General features: G+C 62.1%; 24 protein-coding genes. 1 reads left to right on the forward strand and 23 read right to left on the reverse strand.

The window, feature by feature from the left end; genetic code table 11:
- Positions 1–11: 11 nt before the first annotated feature.
- The 16 genes from AB8B29_RS17955 to phnG form a co-directional block, all read right to left on the reverse strand.
- Positions 12–960, reverse strand: a protein-coding gene (locus AB8B29_RS17955; protein WP_113084897.1) for an IS630 family transposase whose coding sequence is annotated in 2 segments (ribosomal slippage) — positions 12–623 and positions 625–960 — 948 coding nt in all. Because the reading frame shifts where the segments join, the coding sequence is not laid out codon by codon here.
- 199 nt (positions 961–1,159) lie between these two features.
- On the reverse strand, positions 1,160–1,765 hold the full coding sequence (phnN, locus tag AB8B29_RS17960; RefSeq protein ID WP_052224374.1) for a phosphonate metabolism protein/1,5-bisphosphokinase (PRPP-forming) PhnN: 606 nt from the start codon (positions 1,763–1,765) through the stop codon (positions 1,160–1,162).
- On the reverse strand, positions 1,762–2,901 hold the full coding sequence (locus AB8B29_RS17965; RefSeq protein ID WP_047559888.1) for an alpha-D-ribose 1-methylphosphonate 5-triphosphate diphosphatase: 1,140 nt from the start codon (positions 2,899–2,901) through the stop codon (positions 1,762–1,764). The genes phnN and AB8B29_RS17965 overlap by 4 nt, the downstream gene beginning before the upstream one ends.
- A 16-nt stretch (positions 2,902–2,917) precedes the next feature.
- Positions 2,918–3,604 carry a DUF1045 domain-containing protein gene (locus AB8B29_RS17970; RefSeq protein ID WP_047640337.1) on the reverse strand — a complete coding sequence of 229 codons (687 nt, stop codon included), beginning with the start codon at positions 3,602–3,604 and terminating at the stop codon, positions 2,918–2,920.
- Positions 3,605–3,792: 188 nt separating this feature from the next.
- Positions 3,793–5,139, reverse strand: coding sequence for a phosphonate ABC transporter, permease protein PhnE (gene phnE / locus AB8B29_RS17975; RefSeq protein ID WP_037200336.1), 1,347 nt, complete (start codon positions 5,137–5,139; stop codon positions 3,793–3,795).
- 7 nt (positions 5,140–5,146) lie between these two features.
- Positions 5,147–6,127 carry a phosphonate ABC transporter, permease protein PhnE gene (gene phnE / locus AB8B29_RS17980; protein WP_047559895.1) on the reverse strand — a complete coding sequence of 327 codons (981 nt, stop codon included), beginning with the start codon at positions 6,125–6,127 and terminating at the stop codon, positions 5,147–5,149.
- Between the two features lie 64 nt (positions 6,128–6,191).
- Entirely contained in the window at positions 6,192–7,097 is a 906-nt protein-coding gene (phnD, locus tag AB8B29_RS17985; protein ID WP_037200338.1) for a phosphonate ABC transporter substrate-binding protein, read from the reverse strand.
- A 93-nt stretch (positions 7,098–7,190) separates the two neighbouring features.
- Complete coding sequence (gene phnC / locus AB8B29_RS17990) at positions 7,191–8,045, reverse strand: phosphonate ABC transporter ATP-binding protein (RefSeq protein ID WP_047640355.1); 855 nt, start codon at positions 8,043–8,045, stop codon at positions 7,191–7,193.
- A gap of 223 nt (positions 8,046–8,268) precedes the next feature.
- Positions 8,269–8,823: a pyridoxamine 5'-phosphate oxidase family protein gene (locus AB8B29_RS17995; RefSeq protein ID WP_047640336.1), complete on the reverse strand. Its 555-nt coding sequence runs from the start codon at positions 8,821–8,823 to the stop codon at positions 8,269–8,271.
- A 95-nt stretch (positions 8,824–8,918) separates the two neighbouring features.
- Positions 8,919–9,536, reverse strand: a complete 618-nt coding sequence (locus AB8B29_RS18000) for a DapH/DapD/GlmU-related protein (protein WP_037200341.1) — start codon at positions 9,534–9,536, stop codon at positions 8,919–8,921.
- Positions 9,533–10,240 (reverse strand): phosphonate C-P lyase system protein PhnL, encoded by a 708-nt coding sequence (gene phnL, locus AB8B29_RS18005; protein WP_112442597.1) that lies wholly within the window; start codon positions 10,238–10,240, stop codon positions 9,533–9,535. Before phnL ends, AB8B29_RS18000 begins: the two co-directional genes overlap by 4 nt.
- 9 nt (positions 10,241–10,249) lie before the next feature.
- Entirely contained in the window at positions 10,250–11,026 is a 777-nt protein-coding gene (gene phnK, locus AB8B29_RS18010) for a phosphonate C-P lyase system protein PhnK (protein WP_037200343.1), read from the reverse strand.
- Positions 11,023–11,934 (reverse strand): alpha-D-ribose 1-methylphosphonate 5-phosphate C-P-lyase PhnJ, encoded by a 912-nt coding sequence (locus AB8B29_RS18015; RefSeq protein WP_112442599.1) that lies wholly within the window; start codon positions 11,932–11,934, stop codon positions 11,023–11,025. The genes phnK and AB8B29_RS18015 overlap by 4 nt, the downstream gene beginning before the upstream one ends.
- On the reverse strand, positions 11,931–13,040 hold the full coding sequence (locus AB8B29_RS18020) for a carbon-phosphorus lyase complex subunit PhnI (protein ID WP_092576004.1): 1,110 nt from the start codon (positions 13,038–13,040) through the stop codon (positions 11,931–11,933). The genes AB8B29_RS18015 and AB8B29_RS18020 overlap by 4 nt, the downstream gene beginning before the upstream one ends.
- 3 nt (positions 13,041–13,043) lie before the next feature.
- On the reverse strand, positions 13,044–13,667 hold the full coding sequence (gene phnH, locus AB8B29_RS18025) for a phosphonate C-P lyase system protein PhnH (RefSeq protein ID WP_037200346.1): 624 nt from the start codon (positions 13,665–13,667) through the stop codon (positions 13,044–13,046).
- Positions 13,667–14,143 carry a phosphonate C-P lyase system protein PhnG gene (gene phnG / locus AB8B29_RS18030; RefSeq protein WP_037200348.1) on the reverse strand — a complete coding sequence of 159 codons (477 nt, stop codon included), beginning with the start codon at positions 14,141–14,143 and terminating at the stop codon, positions 13,667–13,669. Before phnG ends, phnH begins: the two co-directional genes overlap by 1 nt.
- 101 nt (positions 14,144–14,244) lie before the next feature.
- Between phnG and phnF the strand changes: the two genes are divergently transcribed.
- Positions 14,245–14,979, forward strand: a complete 735-nt coding sequence (phnF, locus tag AB8B29_RS18035; protein ID WP_047560077.1) for a phosphonate metabolism transcriptional regulator PhnF — start codon at positions 14,245–14,247, stop codon at positions 14,977–14,979.
- Between the two features lie 194 nt (positions 14,980–15,173).
- On the opposite strand, the gene AB8B29_RS18040 is transcribed toward phnF, so the two are convergent.
- The 7 genes from AB8B29_RS18040 to AB8B29_RS18070 form a co-directional block, all read right to left on the reverse strand.
- Entirely contained in the window at positions 15,174–15,809 is a 636-nt protein-coding gene (locus AB8B29_RS18040; protein WP_112442601.1) for a 2,3-bisphosphoglycerate-dependent phosphoglycerate mutase, read from the reverse strand.
- A gap of 122 nt (positions 15,810–15,931) precedes the next feature.
- Positions 15,932–16,756: a 4-hydroxy-tetrahydrodipicolinate reductase gene (gene dapB, locus AB8B29_RS18045; protein ID WP_112442603.1), complete on the reverse strand. Its 825-nt coding sequence runs from the start codon at positions 16,754–16,756 to the stop codon at positions 15,932–15,934.
- 15 nt (positions 16,757–16,771) lie between these two features.
- On the reverse strand, positions 16,772–18,610 hold the full coding sequence (locus AB8B29_RS18050; RefSeq protein WP_080760618.1) for an ABC transporter ATP-binding protein: 1,839 nt from the start codon (positions 18,608–18,610) through the stop codon (positions 16,772–16,774).
- Positions 18,611–18,773: 163 nt separating this feature from the next.
- The gene (locus AB8B29_RS18055) at positions 18,774–19,796 is read right to left on the reverse strand and encodes a glucokinase (protein WP_112442605.1); all 1,023 of its coding nucleotides are present in this window, start codon (positions 19,794–19,796) and stop codon (positions 18,774–18,776) included.
- Positions 19,797–19,830: 34 nt separating this feature from the next.
- Positions 19,831–20,211, reverse strand: a complete 381-nt coding sequence (locus tag AB8B29_RS18060; RefSeq protein ID WP_047640328.1) for a methylglyoxal synthase — start codon at positions 20,209–20,211, stop codon at positions 19,831–19,833.
- Positions 20,212–20,310: 99 nt separating this feature from the next.
- Positions 20,311–21,357 carry a penicillin-insensitive murein endopeptidase gene (mepA, locus tag AB8B29_RS18065; protein WP_092575994.1) on the reverse strand — a complete coding sequence of 349 codons (1,047 nt, stop codon included), beginning with the start codon at positions 21,355–21,357 and terminating at the stop codon, positions 20,311–20,313.
- Between the two features lie 145 nt (positions 21,358–21,502).
- On the reverse strand, positions 21,503–22,072 hold the full coding sequence (locus tag AB8B29_RS18070; protein ID WP_092576013.1) for an isochorismatase family protein: 570 nt from the start codon (positions 22,070–22,072) through the stop codon (positions 21,503–21,505).
- Positions 22,073–22,086: the final 14 nt, after the last annotated feature.

A 22,086-nucleotide genomic window follows, 5' to 3' on the forward strand; every position in this document is an offset into this window, starting at 1 on the left:
ATTAGAGCGTTTCAAGTTTTGACGGAAGCGTATCCTGCGTTTGTGAAGTAGTTTGCGCATTCGTCCGACTTGATGGTGTCGGCAAGGTATCCGAGCTGCCGCCAAGTGTCGTCGCTGGTTCTCATTTGGGCTTGGCGCATCCAATGTTTGATCTTGGCGAAGGCCTGCTCGATCGGATTGAGGTCGGGCGAATATTTCGGCAGGAACCATAATCTGGCGCCGACTGCCTTGATGGCATCGCGAGTGGCCTTGGCTTTGTGGGAGCCAAGATTGTCGAGGATAACGATGTCGCCGGGTTTGAGGGTCGGGATCAACTGTTGTCGGACATAGGCTCCGAAACATTCACCATTGATGGGGCCATCGAAGACGCAGGGTGCGGTGAGCCGGTCGCAGCGCAGCGCGCCGAGAAAGGTCAGGGTGCGCCAGCGGCCATGCGGGGCAAAGCCGCGCAGCCTTTTGCCCCTCGGCCCCCAACCGCGTAACGGTGCCATGTTGGTGCGGATCCACGTTTCGTCGATGAAGACCAGCCGTCTCGGATCGAAACGCCCCTGCCAAGCCTTCCAGCGTGCTCTGTGCCTGGCAACGTCGGTACGGCTTTGCTCAAGGGCGAACAGCGTTTTTTTTGAAGCTCAGACCTTCTCGGCGCATGAACTGCCAGATGGCATTATGGGAGACGGTCACACCGCGGGCAGCCAGTTCGTCCTTCAGTCGGTGCAGCGTCAAGTGTGAGGTCTGCTCGATCCGCTCGACGATGAAAGTCCGATGCGGTTCCAAAATACGCCGACGATGGCCGCCCATCTTACCGGGCGACACGCTGCCGGTCCTGCGATAGCGCTGTGACCACTTCACCACAGAGGAGACGGCTATGTCGAACCGCTCCGCCACCACCCGACAGTTCTGACCGGCCGCAACTGCAGCCACTACGCGTTCACGAAGATCATTCGAATAAGGTCGCGTCATGGATGCTGGCCTCCATTCCAGCATCCATCATGAATCACAATTCCGCTGATTTGGGAATCCAGAACGGATTCCCATAAGTCATGAACCGCTCTAGTCCTCATGGTGCGGAGGCCTGAAAGGCCGGAGCCTCGAACCACGAGGGCGGGTGGGGTATTGCTACGTATAAGCGTTGGGATGATCCGAGCAGAACACCGAACGGTTATTTCCCAATCAGCACTTCCAGCGCGGAGATGATCGCGCGCTCGGCATCGCCAAGTGTGCCGCTATTGTCGATATCGGTCACGTCGTAGCTGCCCCCAACGGTGAGCGAACTGCGATCCAGGCGCTTCAACACATCCTCACGGCTTTCGCGCCCGCGCGCCATCAGCCGTTCCGCCAGCACCTCACGCCGCGCCGTGACGTTGATGATCTTCAGTCTTGGAAAGGCCGCCTGGAAACGATGCAGGACCGAACGGGAGCCGTTGGCGATGACCAGATTGCCACGCGCCAGCTCGTCGGTGACGTCGGCAGGAATACCGTATTTCAGGCCATGCGCTTCCCAGGAGACAGCGAAAGCACCGGTCTGCTCCATGGCGTCGAAATCTGCTTCGGAAACGCTTCTGTGGTCTTCATTGCCGGCATCCCCCTCGCGGGTGATGACGCGGCGAACGAAATGAACGTCCGGCCGGCCGGCGAAATGCCGGGCGGCGAGGTTCATCAGCGTATCCTTGCCAGCGCCGCTCGGGCCAACGACAACGGCCATGATACCAGCTGCGTTATCCGGCAGACGGTCATTAGCCGGCTTGATGTTGGCGTCAGCGCTCATGCGACCCGGCGTCCTTCCCGCCACACCGAACGCGTGACCGGCACGCCGTGATCGCGACGAACGCGCACCAGATCGGCGCGCAGGCCTTCGGCGATGCGTCCGCGATCGCTAAGGCTGACGGTTTTCGCTGGCGTTGCCGTCACCATGGCAATGGCCTGCGGCAGCGAAATACCTTCGACTTCATCGGCCAGGATGAACGGTGCATGCAGCAGGCTGAGCGGCACGTAATCGGAGGAAAGCACGTCCAGTACGCCGAGTTCAGCCAGATCGCGGGCGGCGATGTTGCCGGAATGCGACTTGCCGCGCACGATGTTCGGTGCGCCCATCAGCACGCTCATGCCAGCGCCATGCGACGCCTTCGCCGCATCGACGCTGGTCGGGAACTCCGCCAGGCGAACACCATAGGCAATGGCTTCGTCGACATGGGCGAGCGTAGCGTCGTCATGGCTGGCAACGGTAATGCCGCGCTCGGAGCAGACCTTGGAGATCGCGTCGCGGTTCGGTGTCGCGTATCTGGCCGATTCCTCCTGGCGCTTGGCGACGAAGCGGGCAAAGGCCTCGTCGCTCAGGCCGCGCTTCTTCTGGTAGTAGAAGATATATTGATCCATGGTCTGGAACTGGCGCTGGCCCGGCGCATGGTCCATCAGCGAGACCAGACGGACATAGTCATCCTTCTCGAAATCCTGGAAGTGATCGAGGACGTTGTCGGAGGAGACTTCGCAACGCAGGTGGATCAGGTGATCGGCGCGCAGCCGGTCCTCGCGCTGTGCCGCCTGGATGGCGTCGGCCATATCGCGCATCTCGCCCTTTTCGAAACCGCCGTCCTCGTCGGAGCCCATGCGCAGGCAGTCGAACACCGTCGTGATGCCTGAGGTGACGATCTGGGCGTCATGCGCCTGGATGGCCGCCGTCTTGTTCCAGCGTACGCCGGGGCGCGGCGAATAGTGGGCTTCCAGATGATCCGTATGCAGCTCGACCAGGCCCGGGATCAGAAAATCGCCCTCGAAATCCTCGCCGATATCGGACTTGCCTTCGGAAATGCCGGCGATGCGACCGTCGCGGATCAGCACGGAGCCCTGGACGATCTTGTCTTCAAGGACGATTCGGGCATTGGAGAGGACGGTTTCTTTGGTCATGTCAGGTCTTTCACTTTTAGGCGCCGGCAAGCGGAAGCCAGGAACGGACGGTAAAGGGTGCCCCGCGCTTTTCTTCGACGAAGATGGCGAGACCGGAAATGTCGAGCGGCTTGCCGGTATGGTCGGCAAAGCGTTCGCGCAGGACCTCGTGCATTTCAGCCTGGCGCTCGGCGGGGACGCGCCCCGTCAATGTCATATGGAAACGAAACTCGTCGTTAACATAAGGATAGCCCCAACGCAGCAGATTGGCGCGCTGCGCCTCGGTCATTCCTTCCGGGTTGCGCCGGGCGATATCATATTGCGAAAGCGGCGCGCGGAACGGCTCGAAGGTCTTGACCACCCGCGAGGCGAAATCCTGCAGGGGCTGGTAAAGCGAGCCGGGCACGAGGGCGAAGAAATGGCCGAGCTGGCCAAGAACCAGCTCGGGAATGACGAAGGCCTTCGTGCGGGCCGCGAAATCGGCGGCAACCTCAAGCAGATCGCGCTCGTTCACCGAGGCGGCGAGTTCGAAGGGCGCCTTCAACGTAGCATGGAAGCCGTAGCGGCGCGGATCGGCCGTCAGTTCGGCATGGCCTTCCGGCACCGGGCCGATGGCCTTGTCGGAAAAAATCTCGTCGGAAAAAGCATCGCGACCCAGCCAGAGGGCAGCAAGCGACGTCAACGGATCGTCTTTGGGCGGCGTGAAATAGAGAGCATAGCGCAAGGCTGTATTCCTTGGAAAAATCGGCTGCGCGCGACACTGTTGGGTGATTTGCGACAAACCGCAAGAGCGGCAAGGCAGCAACCTATCGAATCCGGCTAAACCCGGCTCGATCGATGCGATCTTGCCGCGCCTGCGCTATCGGATTCCCGTGACAAAATGATGATGCGTTTCGATTTATATCGGGCTTTTTATTTGACGCGTGTGCCCATCAGGCGCGAGCGCAGAGCGTTGGACGCGGCGTCGAACAGGAAGACTACGAGCAGGATCAACAACACCATGTAGGCGACGTTTTCCCAGTTGGCGTTGGTGCGCATCGCTTCCCAGAGCTTCAGGCCGATACCGCCCGCGCCGACGGCGCCGATGATGGTCGCGCCGCGCACGTTGGATTCCCATTGATAGAGCGTCTGGCTGACGATGACGGGGACGATCTGCGGTACGATGCCGTAGCGATGCACGAGGATCGTCGACGAGCCGGTGGACTTCACGCCTTCACGCGGCTTGTTGTCGATGTTTTCGAGACCTTCGGAATAGAGCTTGCCGAGCGTGCCGGTCTCCGTGAGGAAGATCGCGCCGCTGCCGGCGAGCGGGCCAGGGCCGAAGGCGCGGGTCAGGAACAGCGCCCAGATCAGCATGTCGACCGAGCGCAGGAAATCGAAGAAGCGCTTCAGCACCTGATTGAGCAGCCGGTTCGGCGTAATGTTGCGGGCGGCCAGGAATGCGAGCGGGAAGGCCGCGAGCGAACCGAGCAACGTGCCCAGGAAGGCCATGACGATGGTCTGGAACAGCTTGGTCCAGACATCGCCGTGCTGCCAGGCGCCGTTGTTCCAGATATTGTCGAAGGCCAGCGAGAGGTTGGACTGGTCCGGCTCCAGCCGCGGGCCGGAAACGATCAGGCTGATGACTTCGCTGGCCGGCTTGTCGAAGAAGGGCGAGTGCGTATCGAAGACGAAATTGGCCCAGCCGATGAAACGCTTGCGGATCTTCACGCGGTCCGTGGAAATGCTGACGTCGCCGGCAAAACCCATGTTCGCGAGGATATTATCGTCATAGACGGTCATCCAGCTGGGAACGGGTTGTGAGCCGACGATCTTCGGCATGTCGCCGGTGATATCGATCGGGATGGTCACGCCATGCGCCGTCACGATGGCCTGCGTCTTGGTGATCGTGACCATACGGCTGGTGCCGCTGACCGAAACGGTCATGCTGCCGTCGGGTGCGGTCTTCACCCAATCCGGGTTGGGGTTGTCGCCCAGAGGCGAAAAGCGCGGATATTTGATGGTGATCTTGTCGCCGGAGATGCGGAATTCCGGCTGGACGTCATAGCTGATCCATTCGCTGAGATAGATGCCGACGCGTTCCCAATGCGCTTCCGCGATGACTTTCGGCAGGTCGAAGAACCACACCGCATAGAAGCCATAGAGGATCACGCCGATGAAGATCATCAGCGCGCCGAAGCGCTGGCGGAACGACCGGTGAAGAATCTCCGGGTAGCGCGCTTCGATTTCCTGCATACGGCCGGCGTCGATGACGGACATTGGAACCTCAATGCTGCAAAAGGAAGGCATGTTCGCCGACGAGACGGCGGCGGAGCCATGCGGAAAACTGGTCGACGGCGATGATGGTCACGAAGAGCAGCAGCACGAGCGCCACGGTCTTGGCGCCGAAGCCGCGCGAGATCGAGAGTTTCAGCTCCTCGCCGATACCGCCACCGCCGACGGCGCCGATGATGGTGGAGGCGCGAACGTTGATCTCGAGGCGCAGCAGCGCATAGGACATGAAGTTCGGCATCACTTGCGGCAGGGCGCCGAACCGGACACGCTCCGTCCAACTCGCGCCAACGGCCCGCATGCCCTCGTCGGGCTTCATGTCGATATTCTCGGCGACTTCGTAGAACAGCTTGCCGAGCGCGCCGATCGTGTGCAGGCCGACGGCGATGATGGCGGCGATCGGCCCGATCGACAGGATCGCCGAAAACAGGCCGGCGATGACGATCTCCGGAAAGGCACGCAGGAATTCCATGACCCGCTTCGTCACCAGGCGGATGGGCTTGGAAGGCGACAGGTTGCGCGCGGCAAGGAAGCTGAGCGGCAGCGCGAAGACGAAACCGATGATGGTCGACACGAGCGCCACGTTGATCGTGATGATCATCAGCTCGAAATATTCGGGAATATAGAAATCGCCCCAGACATAGACTCGGCCAAGCGGAAAGTTGAATTCCTCGCCGCCGACGCCATTGGCGCCGTTGGGGCTCGGCAGATCGAAGAGCGCGCGGTAGACATCGGCCCAGTCTTTGGGGATGAGCCAGCTCAGGAAGTCGAAGAGATGCGGCAGACGGTCGAAGAAGTGGCCGGCATTGCTTTCGTCCGCAAAGCGGACGGAACTGACGAAGGCAACAAGCAGAATGAGCAGGCCGATGCCGGTATAGAGGCGGCGCCGCGCCACCATCTTGCTCCAGGCGTCGCCGATATCCCGAGCGCTCTGCGGCGCTGCTTGCATCTTCAGCTGCGTATCGGCAATCGTCATGAATTCTGCCCTTGTGATAGCAAAAGGGCGGCCGTTGCCGGCCGCCCCGTATTCAGAATGCGGATCAACCGCCGATGGCGGCCTTACGAACGTCGATAACGGCGTTGTAGAAGTCCGGGGTGACCTTGACGTAACCCTTGAAGTCGCCGCCTTCGATAGCCGAGAAGCACTTGGCGTCGGTCGTCGGGAGCTTCAGGAAGAAGTCGGTCAGCTTGGTCTTCCATGCGTCGCCGAGCGCGTTGCGGACAACGAGCGGGCCGTTCGGGATCAGCGGCGAACGCCAGACTTCGACGAGCTTGTTCGGGTCGACGGCGCCCTTGTCGACTTCCTTGCGGAAAGTGCCGGAGGTGTAGCCGTCCTTGAAATCGCCCAGGCCCGAGGAGTCGTCGACGGCGACGTCGACCTTGCCGTCATAAGCGGCGAGCAGGTTGTTCTCATGGCCGCCGTTGAACTGCGTCGAGGCAAAGAACTTGTCGTTCGGAGCGCCGGTATCCTTCGGGATCTGCGTCAGCGGAACGAGATAGCCAGAGGTCGAGTCCGGATCGGCGTAGCCGAGCTTCTTGCCCTTGGCATCCTTGATGGTCTTGATGCCGGAAGACTTGAGGGCGAGACCGATCGAGTAGTAGCCGGTCGAGCCGTCTGCCTGCTGCGTGGTCAGGATCGGGGTGACGGCCTTCGGGTCCTTGATGGCGACGGCTGCGTAGCCGGACGCACCGAGTTCGGCGAAGTCGAGCGTGCCGCCGAGCAGGCCCTGGATAACGCCGTCATAGTCGGCGGCCGGGAACAGTGATACCTTCTCGAAACCGAATTCCTTCTTCAGGTGGTCGGAGAGGCAGGCATAGTTGCGCAGGCGGTCGGCTTCGTTTTCGCCGCCGAGAATGCCGACGCGGAATTCCTTGAGGTCTTGAGCGGCAGCGCCGCCGACGAGCGCGAGAAGCGCCGTGGCTGCGAGAAGGGTCTTCTTCAACATTGGGTTCGTCTCCTGATTAACCGGTGTCCCCGGATGCCTTCGGTCTAGAAAAAATGTGCCCTTGACGCGGGCTCTCGATCCCGGCTGCCTCTCTCAGAGACCGGCCAGTGCCAGCGGTTGCGGGCCGGCAGATTCGCTGGCCGCGACTTGCGCGGCCGGATCGGCGAAATTGATTGATGTCGACGTCATGGTTTCGTCGATGCCGGCGCCGTCCTTGTCGGTTCCGTAGATTTCCTTGACGGCTGCAGCCGTGAGATCAGCCGCCTTGCCGTCGAAGACGACGCGGCCGGCTGCCATGCCGATGATGCGTTCGCAATAGTTGCGGGCCGTATCCAACGTATGCAGGTTGGTGATGACGGTGATGCCTTCGCGCTCGTTGATGTCGCGCAGCGCGTCCATGACGATTTTGGCATTGAGTGGGTCGAGCGAGGCGATCGGCTCGTCGGCCAGCATCATCTTCGGCTGCTGCATGAGGGCGCGGCAGATGGCCACGCGCTGCTGCTGGCCGCCGGAAAGCGTGCCGGCCATCTGCAGTGCCGTCTGCTCGATGCCGAGGCGCTCCAGCGCCGCGATGGCTTCGATGCGCTCTTCGCGGGTGAAGACGGAAAGGAGGCTCATGACGGTCGAGCGCTGATTGAGGCGGCCGAGCATGACGTTGGTGAGCACGTCGAGGCGGGGAACGAGATTGAACTGCTGGAAGATCATGGCGCAGTCGCGCTGCCAGTTGCGCAGCGCACGGCCTCTGAGCTTGGAGACCTCGACGCCGGAGAAATGGATGGAGCCGGAGCTCGGGTCGGCCAAGCGGTTGATCATGCGCAGCAGCGTCGACTTGCCGGCGCCGGAGCGGCCGATGACGCCGACCATCTGTCCCTGCGGAATGTCCAAAGTCACGGAATCGACAGCGAGCTTGTTGCCAAACCGGCGTGAGACATTCCTGAGTTCGAACATGAAGCTTCCCTTTCGCGGCTGCCCTGGATCGGCAAAATGCATTCGACCCGACGCTATGAACGGGCGCACACCCTTGCCTCGAAGGGAGTTTCAAGGGGCGCGCGCCAAGCACAAGGCAACGCATTAGTCTCGCTTCGTGAAGCTCCAATGTCAGTTTTGTGTAAGTGCTGTTACAATCGGCGGCTATTCGATATGATTAGCCGGCTGAAGGCTTTGGTTACTTTTAGCCGTCAAACAAACCCGTCGGCAAACCATCCATACTGAGGGCATTCTTCTCGCGCCGGTATTCCTCAATACCATCAGGCCCCTTGGCCTTGGCCCACTGATCGAGGCTTGGTCTTTCGCCTTCATAGGAAAACAGCGGCACGCCGAAACCGCAGGACGTCTGCACGAGATCGATGTCCAGCCAAACGATCTGCCGTGCGCCTAGCGGCTCATCTCCGGCGTAGTGGTCATGCAGCAATTCCCGGTATTCTGGCGATGCCCGATGCATGATCCTGCCGCGGCCGTAAAGACGCAGGATCATCGGTGGCCCTTCCATCGCACAGAACATGATGGTCAGCCGGCCGTCGGCCTTCATGTGGGCCGACGTTTCGTTGCCGCTGCCCGTGCGATCGAGGTAGATGGCCGTGTTCGGGGAAATAATGCGCAGGCATAGCGTTTCGCGCGGCGAAACATTGACACGGGAATTCGCGGTCGCGGATGCCGTGAAGAAGATGTGTTGCCGCGCGATGAAATCGCGCAGCCGGTCATCGATGCTGGAAAACTGCTTTGCCATGAAGAGAAGGCTCCCTTGGTCTCGGGCTGGACAGATCGCCCGAGGCTGGATCGCCTGTCGGCCCCATGCAAGCCCGATGTGGGCAGAAAATGTCCTCAGGCGCCGTAGCGATCCAGAAATTCTTCGCCGGAAAGGGCGCGGAAGTCGGCAAGCGCCGTGCGCAGGCGATCATGATCCCAATCCCACCAGGATAGCTTATCCATACGCGCTCCGACCTCGGCGGTGAAGCGCTCGCGGATCAGCTTGGCGGGTACGCCGCCGACGATCGCATAGGGAGCGACATCCTTGGAGACAACAGCACCCGCGCCGATAACAGCGCCGTTGCCGACCTTGACACCAGGCAGGATGGTGGCGCCATGGCCGATCCAGACATCGTTGCCGATGACGACGCGATGATCGCGCCGCCAGGTGAAGAAGTCCGTTTCCATATCGGCATCCGGCCAATAGTCGGCGGCACGGTAGGTGAAATGGTGCAGCGTTGCCCGCCATGTCGGATGATTGGTGGCATTGATGCGCACGGCAGCGGCGATGTTGACGAATTTGCCGATGGTCGTGCACCAGACGGCGCCGTCCTGCATGATGTAGGAATAGTCGCCGAGCTCGGTTTCATCGATGCGGCAGCGGTCGGACACTTCGGTATAGCGGCCGAGCGTCGATTTGCTAACGCTGGCCGAGGCACTGATGAAGGGCGTTTCGCCCAGCTTGCGGCTCATGCGGCGGCCTTTCTCGGCGAAAATTGTGAAACATCGAGGATGCGGCTGCCGACGGCTTCGCGCACCTCTTCGTCGTGGAAGATGCCGAGAAGGGCGACGCCCGCTTGTTTCTTCTGTTCGATCATCTCGACCACGACGGCTCGGTTTTTGGCGTCGAGCGAGGCTGTGGGTTCGTCGAGCAGAAGGATGGCGTGGTCGGTAATGAAGCCGCGCGCGATATTGACGCGCTGCTGCTCGCCGCCTGAGAAGGTGGCAGGCGGCAACTGCCAAAGCTCTTTCGGCAGGTTTAGCTGCGCAAGCAGGCCGGCCGCCTTTTCGCGGGCGTCAGCGGGTGCGACGCCGCGGGCCAGCAGCGGCTCGGCGACGACATCGAGGGCGGGGACGCGCGGCACCGTGCGCAGGAACTGGCTGACATAGCCCATGGTCTGCCGGCGCACCTCGAGCACGGTGCGGGGATCGGCGGTGGCGAGATCGACGATCTTGCCGTTGTGCGTAACGAGTATCTGGCCGTTGTCGACGGCATAGTTGCCATAGATCATCTTCAGCAGCGAGCTCTTGCCGATGCCGGAGGGGCCGCCGAGCACGACACATTCGCCAGAGGCGACAGAGAAGGAGACGTCGGCGACGACAGGCAGGCAGATGCCGTCGCGCAGGTGCATGATGAAGCTTTTGAAGACTTCGGAAACGACGAGTGGGGTTGCCATGATAGTTCCTCAGACCTGCAGGATCGAAGAGACGAGCAGTTGCGTATAGGGTTCACGCGGATCGTCGAGCACGCGGTCGGTCAAGCCCTGCTCGATGACGTACCCATCCTTCATCACCATCATGCGATGCGACAGAAGCCGGGCGACGGCGAGATCATGCGTGACGATGATCGCCGACAGGCCGAGATCGTTGACGAGGCCGCGGACGAGATCGAGCAGGCGTGCCTGCACCGAAACGTCGAGGCCGCCGGTCGGTTCGTCCATGAACACCAGGCGCGGCCCGGTCACCAGATTGCGGGCGATCTGCAGGCGCTGGCGCATGCCGCCGGAGAAGGCGCGCGGCTGGTCGTCGATGCGGTCGGCATCGATTTCGACCCGCTCCAGCCAGTCGATGGCCGTGTTGCGGATGTTGCCGTAGTGGCGGTTGCCGATCGCCATCAGCCGTTCGCCGACATTGGCGCCGGCCGAAACCGTCATGCGCAGGCCGTCGGCGGGGTTCTGATGCACGAAGCCCCAGTCGGTACGCATCAGGAAGCGCCGTTCGGCCTCGCTCATGCGGAACAGGTCGCGATAGGTCTCGTCGCGCATATGATATTCGACACTGCCGGTCGTCGGCAGCAGCCGCGTCGAGATGCAGTTGAGCAGCGTCGTCTTGCCGGAGCCGGATTCGCCGACGATGGCCAGCACTTCGCCGGGCCAGAGATCGAAGGACACGTCCCGGCACCCGATGCGGCTGCCGTAGAATTTCGAGATGTCCTTGACTTTCAGAAGCGGTGTGTCGCTCATTCGGCGGCCTCCTTGCTATCAGGCAATCCATCGGCTGCGAGCCCATTTGGCGCCAGCATAGGGTCAACATGGCCATGGGCGCGGCGGTCCTCGCAGAAATCGGTATCGGAGCAGACGAACATGCGCCCACCCTTGTCGTCGAGGATCACCTCGTCGAGATAGACCTGCTCGGCGCCGCAAAGGGCGCAGGGCTTGTCGAAACGCTGCACCTCGAAAGGATGGTCCTCGAAGTCGAGGCTGACGACTTCGGTATAGGGCGGCACGGCATAGATACGCTTCTCACGACCGGCGCCGAAAAGCTGCAGCGCATCCGACAGATGCATTTTCGGATTGTCGAATTTCGGCGTCGGCGACGGGTCCATCACATAGCGTCCGGCGACCTTGACCGGATAGGCGTAGGTGGTGGCGATGCGGCCGTTGCGGGCGATATCCTCGTAGAGCTTCACATGCATAAGGCCGTATTCCTCGAGCGCATGCATCTTGCGCGTCTCGGTCTCGCGCGGCTCCAGATAACGAAGCGGCTCGGGGATCGGCACCTGATACACCAGCACCTGATTGGGGCCGAGCTTGGCTTCCGGGATGCGGTGGCGCGTCTGGATGATGGTCGCCTCGTCGGTGCGGGTGGTCACCGCGACATTGGCAACCTTCTGGAAGAAGGCGCGGATGGAGACGGCGTTTGTCGTGTCGTCAGCCCCCTGGTCGATGACCTTCAGCACGTCCTGCGGGCCGATGATGGCCGCCGTCAGCTGCACGCCGCCGGTGCCCCAGCCGTAGGGCATCGGCATTTCGCGCGAGGCGAAGGGCACCTGATAACCGGGTATGGCGATCGCTTTCAGGATGGCGCGGCGGATCATCCGCTTGGTTTGTTCGTCGAGATAGGCGAAATTATAGGTGGCGAGTTCGGTCATTCGGCTGCCTCCGTCATCGGGTCCATGCCGCTGTCACGGGCGGCTTCGAATTCGCGGCGCATGCGCCGCACCAGGTCGAGTTCGGCCTGAAAGTCGACATAGTGCGGCAGCTTCAGATGTTCGACGAAGCCGGTCGCCTGCACGTTGTCAGAGTGCGAGATGACGAATTCCTCGTCCTGTGCCGGCGCCGTGATGTCTTCGCCAAGCTCTTCGGCGCGCAGCGCCCGGTCGACGAGCGACATGGCCATGGCCTTGCGCTCGCTCTGGCCGAAGACCAGCCCGTAGCCACGGGTGAACTGCGGCGGCACCTTGGCGGAGCCCTTGAACTGGTTGACCATCTGGCATTCGGTCACCTGGATGCGGCCGAGCGACACGGCAAAGCCGAGTTCCGGCACCTCGAATTCCACTTCCACTTCGCCGATGCGGATTTCACCGGTGAAGGGATGTGTGCGGCCGTAGCCCCGCTGCGTCGAATAACCGAGCGCCAGCAGGAATCCTTCGTCGCCGCGGGCGAGCGCCTGCAGGCGCAGGTCGCGGGTCATCGGGAACTCCAGCGGCTCGCGCGTCAGGTCGCCGATTTCATGATCGACCGGCATGACGCCGTCGCCTTCGATCAGCCCTTCCTGATCGAGAATTTCGGAAACGCGCATGACGCGACCCTCTTCGGCCGGCCGCTGCATCGGCTCGTCCACTTGCTCGTCGGTCAGAAGGCTCGGATCGAGCAGGCGGTGCGTATAGTCGAAGGTCGGGCCGAGAAGCTGGCCACCCGGCAGATCCTTGTAGGTGGCGGAGATGCGGCGCTCGATCTTCATCGCCACCGTGTCCAGCGGCTGGGAATAGCCGAAGCGCGGCAGCGTCGTGCGATAGGCGCGCAGCAGGAAGATCGCCTCGATCATGTCGCCGCGTGCCTGGCGGACGGCGAGGGCTGCCAAGGTGCGGTCATAGAGCGAGGCTTCGGCCATGACGCGATCGACGGCGAGCGCCAGCTGCGCGACGATCTGGTCGATGCCAACAGCCGGCAGCGAACGGTCGCCGCGGCGACGGTCGGCCAGTAGCCGGTGAGCATTGGCGATGGCGGCTTCGCCACCCTTTACGGCAACATACATATGTCACATCTCCGTCGCGGTGATCTTGGTGGTGCGCGGCAGGCAAAGGAATTGCCGGCCGGCCGTCAGAACGAGATCGACGCCGCGCGGGAAGAGCGCGCGATTGTCGGTCCAGATGCGCAGGAATGCATCCGGCAGGCCCCTGGGCGCGATCATATGGACGCCGTTGATGCCGGGACCCGAAAGTGCCAGATCCTTGCCGCCTTCAAGGCTTTCGACTTCCAGCACGAGCGTCGTCGAACGGTCGGGATATTCCTGGGTGCCGATGCCGAACTGGTTGAAGGAGGAAAGCGCCATGCCTGCCTCGATGAAGGCGAACATCGCTTCCAGCCGTTCCTGGATGATGGGTGCTCCGGTGTGAAAGCTCAGCCATTCCGGCAGGCTCGACCGTCCAAGGCTGGTGGAGAGCCAGACCGGCGTATCATGGTCGCAAAGCGTCAGCCCGATCGCGCCGGCAGCGATGCCAAGCGGGGCAGGCGGAGCGATATCGGCTGTCACGGTCTGCAGGATGCCCGGCCGCGCCATCGCGTCCATCGTCATCTTGAAGACGCTCTGTGCATCGAAAACCGGGTCGGTGAAGCCGCCGATCAATGCATCATTGCCGAAGGTGGAGGTAGTGAAGCTCATCAGTCTTCTCCGCGAACCATGGTGAAGAAATCGACGCGGGTAGCGGCCGTTTCCTCCGCGCGCTTGCGATCATAGTCTGCGATGCGCTCGGTGACCGGCTGCAGGATCGCCTTCTCGACGAATTCCTTGGTGGCCGACTGCTGCCAGAGGGCATCGAATATGGCCGAAAGCCGTGCCTTCTCGCGATCCGTGCCGAGTGCATGCGCATGGCCTATGGTGCCGGATGCCAGCCGGATGGTGGCGCGCGTCACCGTGACCTCGCCGAGATTGAAGGGGGAACCACCGCCGCCGATGCGGCCGCGCACCATGACGAGCCCCGTTTCCGGTCCGCGCACCGGCTGTACCGCCGGCTTGCTCGGCAATGCTTCCCAGGCTGCGTCGAGCTCGTCGCGCTGGGCCTGTGCCAGAAGATCGGCAACACGTTTGCGCTCCCGACGCTCCTGTGCGGCTGCTTCCTGCCTTTGTGCTGAATTCATCGCGCCTTCCTCTAAATGTCTATTGATATAGACAACCATACAAGATAGATTTATATCTATTAGTGAGTCGTGACAAGCGTGTGACAGGGCGAGTGGGCGAAATGGCAGGGCAGAGGATTCAAAGGCAGACAGGCGTGGCGCTCTGGCGGCAGATCGCCGACCGAATACGGATGTCGATCAATCACGGCGACTTCGACGAAAGCGGCATGGTGCCGCCGGAAACGACGCTGGCGCTGCAGTTCGGGGTCAACCGGCATACCATTCGCAGCGCGCTCGCCGCGCTGGCGCAGGAAGGCATCGTCAGGGCTGTGCAGGGGCGCGGTACGCTGATCGAGCGCAAGGAGCGGCTGAGCTTCCCGATTTCGAAGCGGACACGTTTCTCGCAGGGCATCGGCGATCAGGTGCGCGAGACCCGCAGCGTCCTGCTTGCGACGAGCGACGAGGCAGCGAGCGCGGAGGTGGCCCGGCACCTCAAGATCAAGACCGGTACGCCACTCGTGCGCCTGGAAACGCTCGGTCAAGCGGATCACCGTCCGGTATCGCGCGCCACCAGCTGGTTCCCGGCGGATCGGTTTGGCAATATCGCCGAGATCTACCGGGCGACGGGATCGATCACCAAGGCGTTTCGGGAGCTTGGCGTGCCGGACTATGTGCGCGTCATCACCGAGATTACCGCGACCCATGCCGACGAGAGCGATCTCGCCGATCTTCAGCTATCTCCCGGCGCCATCGTCCTGATCACACAGGCGCTGAACACCGATCTCGACAACGTGCCGGTCCAATACTCGATCTCCCGCTTCGCCGCCGACAGGGTGCGGTTCACGATCGAGAATTGAGGTTGGGGCGCGGCCCCTCATCCGGCCTGTCGGCCACCTTCTCCCTGCCGGCGGGGAGAAGGGGAAAGACGCACCCTCCGTCGCTTCTCAACCTAATAAGAGTCAAGAGTTTGCCGCAAGAGAGGTCGTCCCCTCTCCCCGTCAAACGGGGAGAGGGCCAGGGGCTTTTCGGAGATAGCTAGTTTAGATGACGCTCAATGCGCGCCGGACATGTCGCCAAGGATTTCCTTCGAGGCGACGGTGGAGTCGGCCTTGAGCTTGTAGACCATCGGCACGCCGGTCGCGAGGTTGAGCGCCAGGATCTGTTCCTTGCTCAATCGGTCGAGAACCATGACGAGCGAGCGCAGCGAGTTGCCGTGGGCGGCGACCAGCACGTTCTTGCCGGCGAGCACGCGCGGCAGGATTTCCGTCAGATAATAGGGCCAGACGCGGGCGCCGGTGTCGCGCAGGCTTTCGCCGCCGGGCGGGGGCACGTCGTAGGAGCGGCGCCAGATGTGCACCTGTTCCTCACCCCATTTGGCGCGGGCGTCATCCTTGTTGAGGCCGGAGAGATCGCCGTAGTCGCGCTCGTTCAGTGCCTGATCCTTGATGGTCTCGAGCCCGGGCTGGCCGATTTCATCAAGGATGATCTTCAGCGTGTGCTGGGCGCGGACGAGGGCCGACGTGAAGGCGATGTCGTATTTGATGCCGTAGTCGGCAAGCGCCTTGCCGCCCGTCTTGGCTTCCTCGATGCCGAGGGCGGTCAGATCGGGATCCTTCCAGCCGGTAAAGAGATTCTTCAAATTCCAGTCGCTCTGGCCATGGCGAACGAGGACAAGAGTACCGCTCATAAAATTTCTCCTTAATGAAGCAATTCCAGGAAAAGTGTGTAGTGTTTTTCCGTCCGGAATTGCGAGACAATAAAAGGCTGGAGCGGATCGGCAGTTCCATGCCGATCCGCTCCAGGATCAGGTCAACGTGTGGAGAGCCCGAGAACATCGAGCATGGAATAGAAGCCGGGTTTCCTGTCGCGCGCCCAGAGAGCGGCTTGCAGCGCGCCCCGGGCAAACAGCGAACGGTCGCCGGCGCTGTGGGACAGGGTCAGCCGCTCGCTCTCGCCGGCGAAGATGACCGAGTGATCGCCGACCACGCCGCCGCCGCGCAGGGTCGCAAAGCCGATCGTGCCAGCCGGACGCGGGCCGGTATGGCCATCGCGCGCGCGCACGGAATTGTCGTCGAGATCGATGCCGCGGCCCTTGGCTGCGGCCTGGCCGAGCAGAAGCGCGGTACCCGAGGGCGCATCGACCTTGTGCCGGTGATGCATCTCCAGCACTTCGATATCCCAATCGGCGGAGGGAAGGGCGCGTGCCGCCTGCTCGACGAGCACGCTCAAAAGGTTGATGCCGAGGCCCATATTGCCCGATTTGACGATGCGGGCATGGCGGGCCGCCGCCTGGAACTTGGCTTCGTCTTCGGCCGTGCATCCCGTCGTGCCGATGATGTGGACGATGCGCGCCTGCGCGGCAAGCCCGGCGAAGGTGACGCTGGTTGCCGGCGTCGTGAAATCGATGACGCCTTCGGCATGCAGAAAGGCGGAAAGCGGATCGTCGGTGACGGGAACGCCGATCGGCCCCAACCCGGCAATCTCGCCGGCATCCTTGCCGATGAAGACGGATCCGGGACGCGCGACGGCGGCATGCAAGGTCAGGCCCTCAGTGGCGTGAATGAGGCGGATCAGAGCCTGCCCCATGCGGCCCGCCGCGCCAACCACCACCAGCTTCATCGCATCGTCGCTCATGTCGTCTCTATCGTCTTATTTGCGGGAGTTGCCGGAAACGGCCGGCCGCTGAAGGTTGTTGAGGCGAGCGTAAAGGCCATTGTCGGCCTCCGCAAGCGTCTCGTGGTTGCCCTCTTCGACGACACGCCCATTCTGCATGACGATGATTTTCTCGGCTCGAACGACGGTCGACAGGCGGTGAGCGATGACGACGACCGTGCGGCCGCTCATGGCCTCGTCCAGCGCCTTCTGCACGGCCGCTTCCGATTCCGTGTCGAGCGCGGAGGTCGCCTCGTCGAGCAGGAGGATCGGCGCGTTGCGCACCAGCGCGCGGGCGATCGACAGGCGCTGCCGCTGGCCGCCGGAAAGCGTCACGCCGTTTTCGCCGACGGGCGTGTCGTAGCCCTGCGACTGCGCCATGATGAAATCATGGGCGTAAGCGAGGCGGGCTGCCTCTTCGATCTCCGCGTCGGTCGCGTCAGGGCGGCCATAACGGATGTTGTCGCGGATCGAGCCTTCGAAGAGATAGGGCTGCTGCGAGACGTAGGCGAGATGCTGGCGCAGCGACTGCTTGGTGATGTGGCTGATATCCTGCCCGTCGATGAAGATGCTACCGGCCTTCGGGTCGTAGAAGCGCGGAATGAGATTGATGACGGTGGACTTGCCGGCGCCGGAAGGGCCGACGAGCGCCGTCGTCTGTCCGCCTTCGGCAACGAAGCTCACGTCGTCCAGAACAGTATCGTCGCCATAGGCGAAATGGACGCCGCGAAATTCGATGCGGGCCTCGGTGACAACCAGCGCCTTGGCTTCGGGCAGATCGCGCTGGCGCGGCTCCATGTCGAGCAGTTCGTAGATCATCCGTGCGTTGACGACCGCGCGTTCAAGCTGCGTCTGCAATTTCGCGAGGCGGCGGGCCGGATCATAAGCCAAAAGCAGTGACACGATGAAGGAAAACACTGCGCCTGGCGGCACATTTTCATAAATCGAACGGTAGGCGGCATAGGCAAAAACACCGGCGACGGCAAAGCCGGCAACCGTTTCGATCAGCGGGCCGTTACGCTCGGAAATGCGAACAATACGGTTTTGCCGATTCTCTGCCGCCGTAATCAGCTTGTTGATCTTGCGGTCGAGTTCGGGCTCCATCGTGAAGGCTTTGACGATGGAAATGCCTTGAATGGTTTCCTGCATCGCGCCGAGCACGCGGCTGTTGAGAACGACCGCCTCGCGCGTGACGGCGCGCAGGCGCCTGGAGATGTGGCGCAAGGCCAGAAAGACAGGTGGGGCAATGACGAAAAAGATAAGGCTGAGCAATGGGTCCTGATAGACCATGTTGCCGAGCAGAAAGACGAATGACAGAAAGTCGCGCGCCGTAGACGTGATGACGAGGTTCATCACATCGCGGATGCCGGAAACGTTCTGGCTGACCCGCGCGGCAATCTGAGCCGAGCGCGCTTCACTGAAAAAACCGACCGACAGCGTCATCAGATGCGCATAGAGGCGCCGTTGATAGCGAGCAATGATGTCATTGCCGATCTTGGACAGAATGACCGATTGAAAATAGCCGGCAAAACCACGTGCTATAAAAGCCGCAAATATGGCAAGACAAATCAGCCACATGACTTCGGCGCGGCGCTCGTAGAAGGCTCCGTTGACGATCGGCCTCATCACAAAGGCCATCATTGCTGTGGATGCTGCGACGACAACGAGGCAAAAGATTGCGACCGAATAGCCCCAGACATGATCACGGCCGTTTTCAGCTATAACGCGCTTCAGGACAACGGTAATGGCTTCGCTGTCGATATCGGTCTTTTTCGTGTTGGGCGACTTCAAAAATCGGTTTCCTGTCTCAAACCAAGTGAGCCGCGCACGGCACATGCTGCCGCGGCTCTATAAAGAGTTAGGACGGCTTTGGCTAGGGATGGCCTGCGGCACTGGTTAAGGCCGATCTCGGAGCCTTCCTTATTATAGAGGAAGGCGGCTTCTTCAAAAAGGCATAACGCGCCGGTAGTTTCGATGCGCCATCGGCTGTTGGAAGCGATCAAGGCCGCCAGCGGCGGCCGTCGGTCGCAAGCCCGAAGCTCGACGGTTTGCGGGCGTAGGCCGCAAGGCCGGAAAGCGCAGCCAGCGGATTGACGACGACATAGGTCGGGATCGTCTTCATCATTTCGGTATGCGGCGCCTTGTCTTCAAAGGCCGCGCGGAATTCCTGCTTCTGCAGCGCCGGTAGGATCTTTTGCGAGATGCCGCCGGAAAGATAGACGCCGCCGCGCGCCATGAAGATCATGGCGATATCGCCGGCAAGGCGACCGAGATAGGTGACGAAGAGCGTCAGCGTCTCCTCGGCCTGCGCATTGGTGCCGGCAAGCGCATGGGTGGTGATATCGGCGGGCTCCTTCAGGCTCGGCTCGACGCCGTCGACCTTGCAGATGGCATGATAGAGGTTCTGCAGCCCGCGACCGCAAATGATCTGCTCGGCCGAGATGCGGCCTTCAATGGCTTCCAGATGCGGCCAGATCTGCAGGTCTCGTTCCGTGCGCGGCCCAAGATCGATATGGCCGCCTTCGCCCGGCACCGGTATCCACTGATGTTGGGTGTGGATCAGGCCGGCGACGCCAAGCCCGGTGCCCGGTCCGAGCACGGCGCGCGAGGCGGCCATGCTGTCCCCTGTCTCACCGATGGTTTCGCGATGCTCGTCGGCAACGTCGGCGATTGCCAGCGCCTGCGCCTCGAAGTCATTGATGACCAGCACGTCCTCGATGCCGAGATTGGCGATCATGGTCTTCGGGCGGATCACCCAGTCGCAATTGGTCAGCGGAATCTCATCGCCCTGCACGGGGCCGGCCATGGCAAGGATCGCGGCGCGGGGCTGGACCTTGCTCTTTTCGAGGATCAGCCTGATCGCATCGTCGATCGTCTCGAAATTCGCCGTCTGCACGACAGGAAAATGCTCCTGTTCGGAATTCGCATCGGCAAGGATCGAGAAACGCGCATTGGTTCCGCCGATATCGCCGATGAGAATCGGAAAAGGCAGGGGGGCATCGCTGTGATTGAGCTCGGGCATGGCCAGGTCCGTGGTCTGCCGCCGGCAAGGCGGATTAATGGTTCAGTGTTTTGATCAGCCGCTCGGCGGTGGATTCGTTGAGCGCCATCGGAATGTCGTAGACAACGGCAAGCCGCGTCAATGCCTTCACGTCGACATCGTGCGGCAGCGGGGTGAGGGGGTCGATGAAGAAGACGAGCATGTCAATCTCGCCGGTGGCGATCAGCGCACCGATCTGCTGGTCGCCGCCAAGCGGCCCGCTTTTCAGGCGGGTGACCTTGAGATCAGGGCAGGCGTCGAGCACGCGGCCGCCGGTCGTGCCGGTCGCGACGATATGCCAATCGGCAAGGGCGGCTTGGTTACGCCGCGCAAACTCCGCCATCGCATCCTTTTTCTGATCGTGCGCGATCAGCGCGATGCTTTTGCCGCCGGCCATGAAACTCTTGCTCCACCCAGTACTTTCAATCGATTTATCCGCCTTCTATACCAAGGGGAGGCGTTTTGAAAGGCCGCTCCGGCAAGGACCATCCGAGCCTCACTGCTGCGGGATCTGGCCGGGCGGCGTATTGCCGGAGATCGGCATCGTCTCCGTTTCCGCGGACGCGCCGATACCCGTGGCGCCATAGGTGGCAGCACGAACGGAAGCGACCGGCGGCGCGGCCACCACGGCCTGGCAGGCCCTGGGCAGATCCGAAACCATGATCTCGCGGGGCTTTGCAGGCGGCTTCGTGTCGGGCTTCGGCTTTGCCCACGGTTCGGGGCCAAGCCACCAGGCGAGCGTCTTGTCGCAGCCGTCGCCGGCCGCAACAGGCGCCTGCGGCGTGCAGCCGACCGAGCCGGCCGGGCAGCGGATACGGATATGGAAATGCGAGTCATGTCCATATTCCGGGCGCAGCTTGCCGAGATTGCTGCGGTCGCCGGTCCATGTATCGCACATCTTTTTCTTGATGGCCGGATTGACGAAGATGCGCTCGACCTCGGGGTAGCTGGCCGCGCGCATCAGCAGGCGGGCATGCGCCGGCGTCCAGACCCTGTCGTTGATGGTCAGGAACTTGTCCTTCGCCAGCATCGAGGTGAAGGGCAGGGTCTCGCGTTCCGCGACCGTCAGCTTGTGCGGAGGCATGGGCGTCAGCCAGACATCGGCATCGAGGCCGATCTGGTGCGAGGCATGGCCGTTGAACATCGGGCCGCCGCGCGGCTGCGAGATGTCGCCGACAAGCAGGCCCGGCCAGCCGTCATGCTTTGCCGCATCGCGTGACAGGCGCTCGAGAAGGCCGATCATGTCAGGCCGGCCCCAGCGACGGTTGCGCGACAGGCGCATGGCCTGCCAGGTCGGCCCGTCGGTGGGCAGCGCCACGGCACCGGCAAGGCAGCCCTTGGCATAAAAGCCGATCGATTGCGTCGGTCCCTGCGTCGGCAGCGTCACAGCCCCGAAGATCGCCTTGGCACTGCCGGGCGTCGGCCCCGCCTGCTGCGCCAGCGCATCGCCGGCAATGAGACCCGTGCTGATCGTGGCGATGAGGGAAAATTTGCCGATAGTTTGGCCGATAGTTTGGAAAGTGCGAACCAGGAGCGAAACCATGCATATCCTTGAAAGGCGGTCGGCGTCAGCCGAGGTGATTTGCGGCGAGATTACCTTGAAAAGGAAGCGAGGGTAATCCACGTTCAATCGCCGCTGGCTGATGAGCGACCGCCCGCCGCCCGCTTAGGCCGTCACCTCCGACGGATCAATTTGCTAGAATTTCTTCCGTCTTGCGAATGCGCGACAGTCGCGGCAATACCTTCGTGCAGGCGAAATCCTGCATTTCCTGGGAAAAAGTCGTCACCGCGTCCTCAGCGACGATGACGGCATAATTTGCCGCATGGGCATCGCGCACCGTCGATTCGACGCCGAAATTGGTGGCGACACCGGTCAGGATCAGCGTTTTGATGCCGCGGCGACGAAGCTGCAGATCGAGTTCGGTGCCGTAGAAGGCGCTCCATTGGCGTTTGACGATCGCGACATCCGGCGTCAGCGCGGCGATTTCGATGGGTGCCGCCAGGGCGGCCGGCGACAAGCCTCCGGCGGGAAGGGCGAAGGTTTCGTCGGTGGGCTGATTGACAGCGTCGGTATAGTCCGAGGAAAATCCAACCGTTACAAAAACGGTGGTTCCGCCATCGGCCTTCAGCTTGTTCGCGATCGCAACTGTATTCGCAACGATCTGTTGAGCGGAATAGGGGGCAAGCGGCAGGCTGAGAACGAGGCCTTGCAGGTCGATGGAAATAAGCGCGGTGGTCCGGGGGTCGTAAAGAGGCATTTGGGGCTCCGAGA

Origin of the sequence: Rhizobium sp. 11_C7_N12_5, from assembly GCF_051811145.1 — a bacterium.
GTDB lineage: Bacteria > Pseudomonadota > Alphaproteobacteria > Rhizobiales > Rhizobiaceae > Rhizobium > Rhizobium lusitanum.

Coding starts and splice junctions, on each gene's coding strand:
- phnN (WP_052224374.1), bottom strand. CDS start 1,765: ATGAGCGCTGACGCCAACATCAAGCCGGCTAATGACCGTCTGCCGGAT.
- AB8B29_RS17965 (WP_047559888.1), bottom strand. CDS start 2,901: ATGACCAAAGAAACCGTCCTCTCCAATGCCCGAATCGTCCTTGAAGAC.
- phnE (WP_037200336.1), bottom strand. CDS start 5,139: ATGTCCGTCATCGACGCCGGCCGTATGCAGGAAATCGAAGCGCGCTAC.
- phnE (WP_047559895.1), bottom strand. CDS start 6,127: ATGACGATTGCCGATACGCAGCTGAAGATGCAAGCAGCGCCGCAGAGC.
- phnD (WP_037200338.1), bottom strand. CDS start 7,097: ATGTTGAAGAAGACCCTTCTCGCAGCCACGGCGCTTCTCGCGCTCGTC.
- phnC (WP_047640355.1), bottom strand. CDS start 8,045: ATGTTCGAACTCAGGAATGTCTCACGCCGGTTTGGCAACAAGCTCGCT.
- AB8B29_RS17995 (WP_047640336.1), bottom strand. CDS start 8,823: ATGGCAAAGCAGTTTTCCAGCATCGATGACCGGCTGCGCGATTTCATC.
- AB8B29_RS18000 (WP_037200341.1), bottom strand. CDS start 9,536: ATGAGCCGCAAGCTGGGCGAAACGCCCTTCATCAGTGCCTCGGCCAGC.
- phnL (WP_112442597.1), bottom strand. CDS start 10,240: ATGGCAACCCCACTCGTCGTTTCCGAAGTCTTCAAAAGCTTCATCATG.
- phnK (WP_037200343.1), bottom strand. CDS start 11,026: ATGAGCGACACACCGCTTCTGAAAGTCAAGGACATCTCGAAATTCTAC.
- AB8B29_RS18015 (WP_112442599.1), bottom strand. CDS start 11,934: ATGACCGAACTCGCCACCTATAATTTCGCCTATCTCGACGAACAAACC.
- AB8B29_RS18020 (WP_092576004.1), bottom strand. CDS start 13,040: ATGTATGTTGCCGTAAAGGGTGGCGAAGCCGCCATCGCCAATGCTCAC.
- phnH (WP_037200346.1), bottom strand. CDS start 13,667: ATGAGCTTCACTACCTCCACCTTCGGCAATGATGCATTGATCGGCGGC.
- phnG (WP_037200348.1), bottom strand. CDS start 14,143: ATGAATTCAGCACAAAGGCAGGAAGCAGCCGCACAGGAGCGTCGGGAG.
- phnF (WP_047560077.1), top strand. CDS start 14,245: ATGGCAGGGCAGAGGATTCAAAGGCAGACAGGCGTGGCGCTCTGGCGG.
- AB8B29_RS18040 (WP_112442601.1), bottom strand. CDS start 15,809: ATGAGCGGTACTCTTGTCCTCGTTCGCCATGGCCAGAGCGACTGGAAT.
- dapB (WP_112442603.1), bottom strand. CDS start 16,756: ATGAGCGACGATGCGATGAAGCTGGTGGTGGTTGGCGCGGCGGGCCGC.
- AB8B29_RS18050 (WP_080760618.1), bottom strand. CDS start 18,610: ATGTGCCGTGCGCGGCTCACTTGGTTTGAGACAGGAAACCGATTTTTG.
- AB8B29_RS18055 (WP_112442605.1), bottom strand. CDS start 19,796: ATGCCCGAGCTCAATCACAGCGATGCCCCCCTGCCTTTTCCGATTCTC.
- AB8B29_RS18060 (WP_047640328.1), bottom strand. CDS start 20,211: ATGGCCGGCGGCAAAAGCATCGCGCTGATCGCGCACGATCAGAAAAAG.
- mepA (WP_092575994.1), bottom strand. CDS start 21,357: ATGGTTTCGCTCCTGGTTCGCACTTTCCAAACTATCGGCCAAACTATC.
- AB8B29_RS18070 (WP_092576013.1), bottom strand. CDS start 22,072: ATGCCTCTTTACGACCCCCGGACCACCGCGCTTATTTCCATCGACCTG.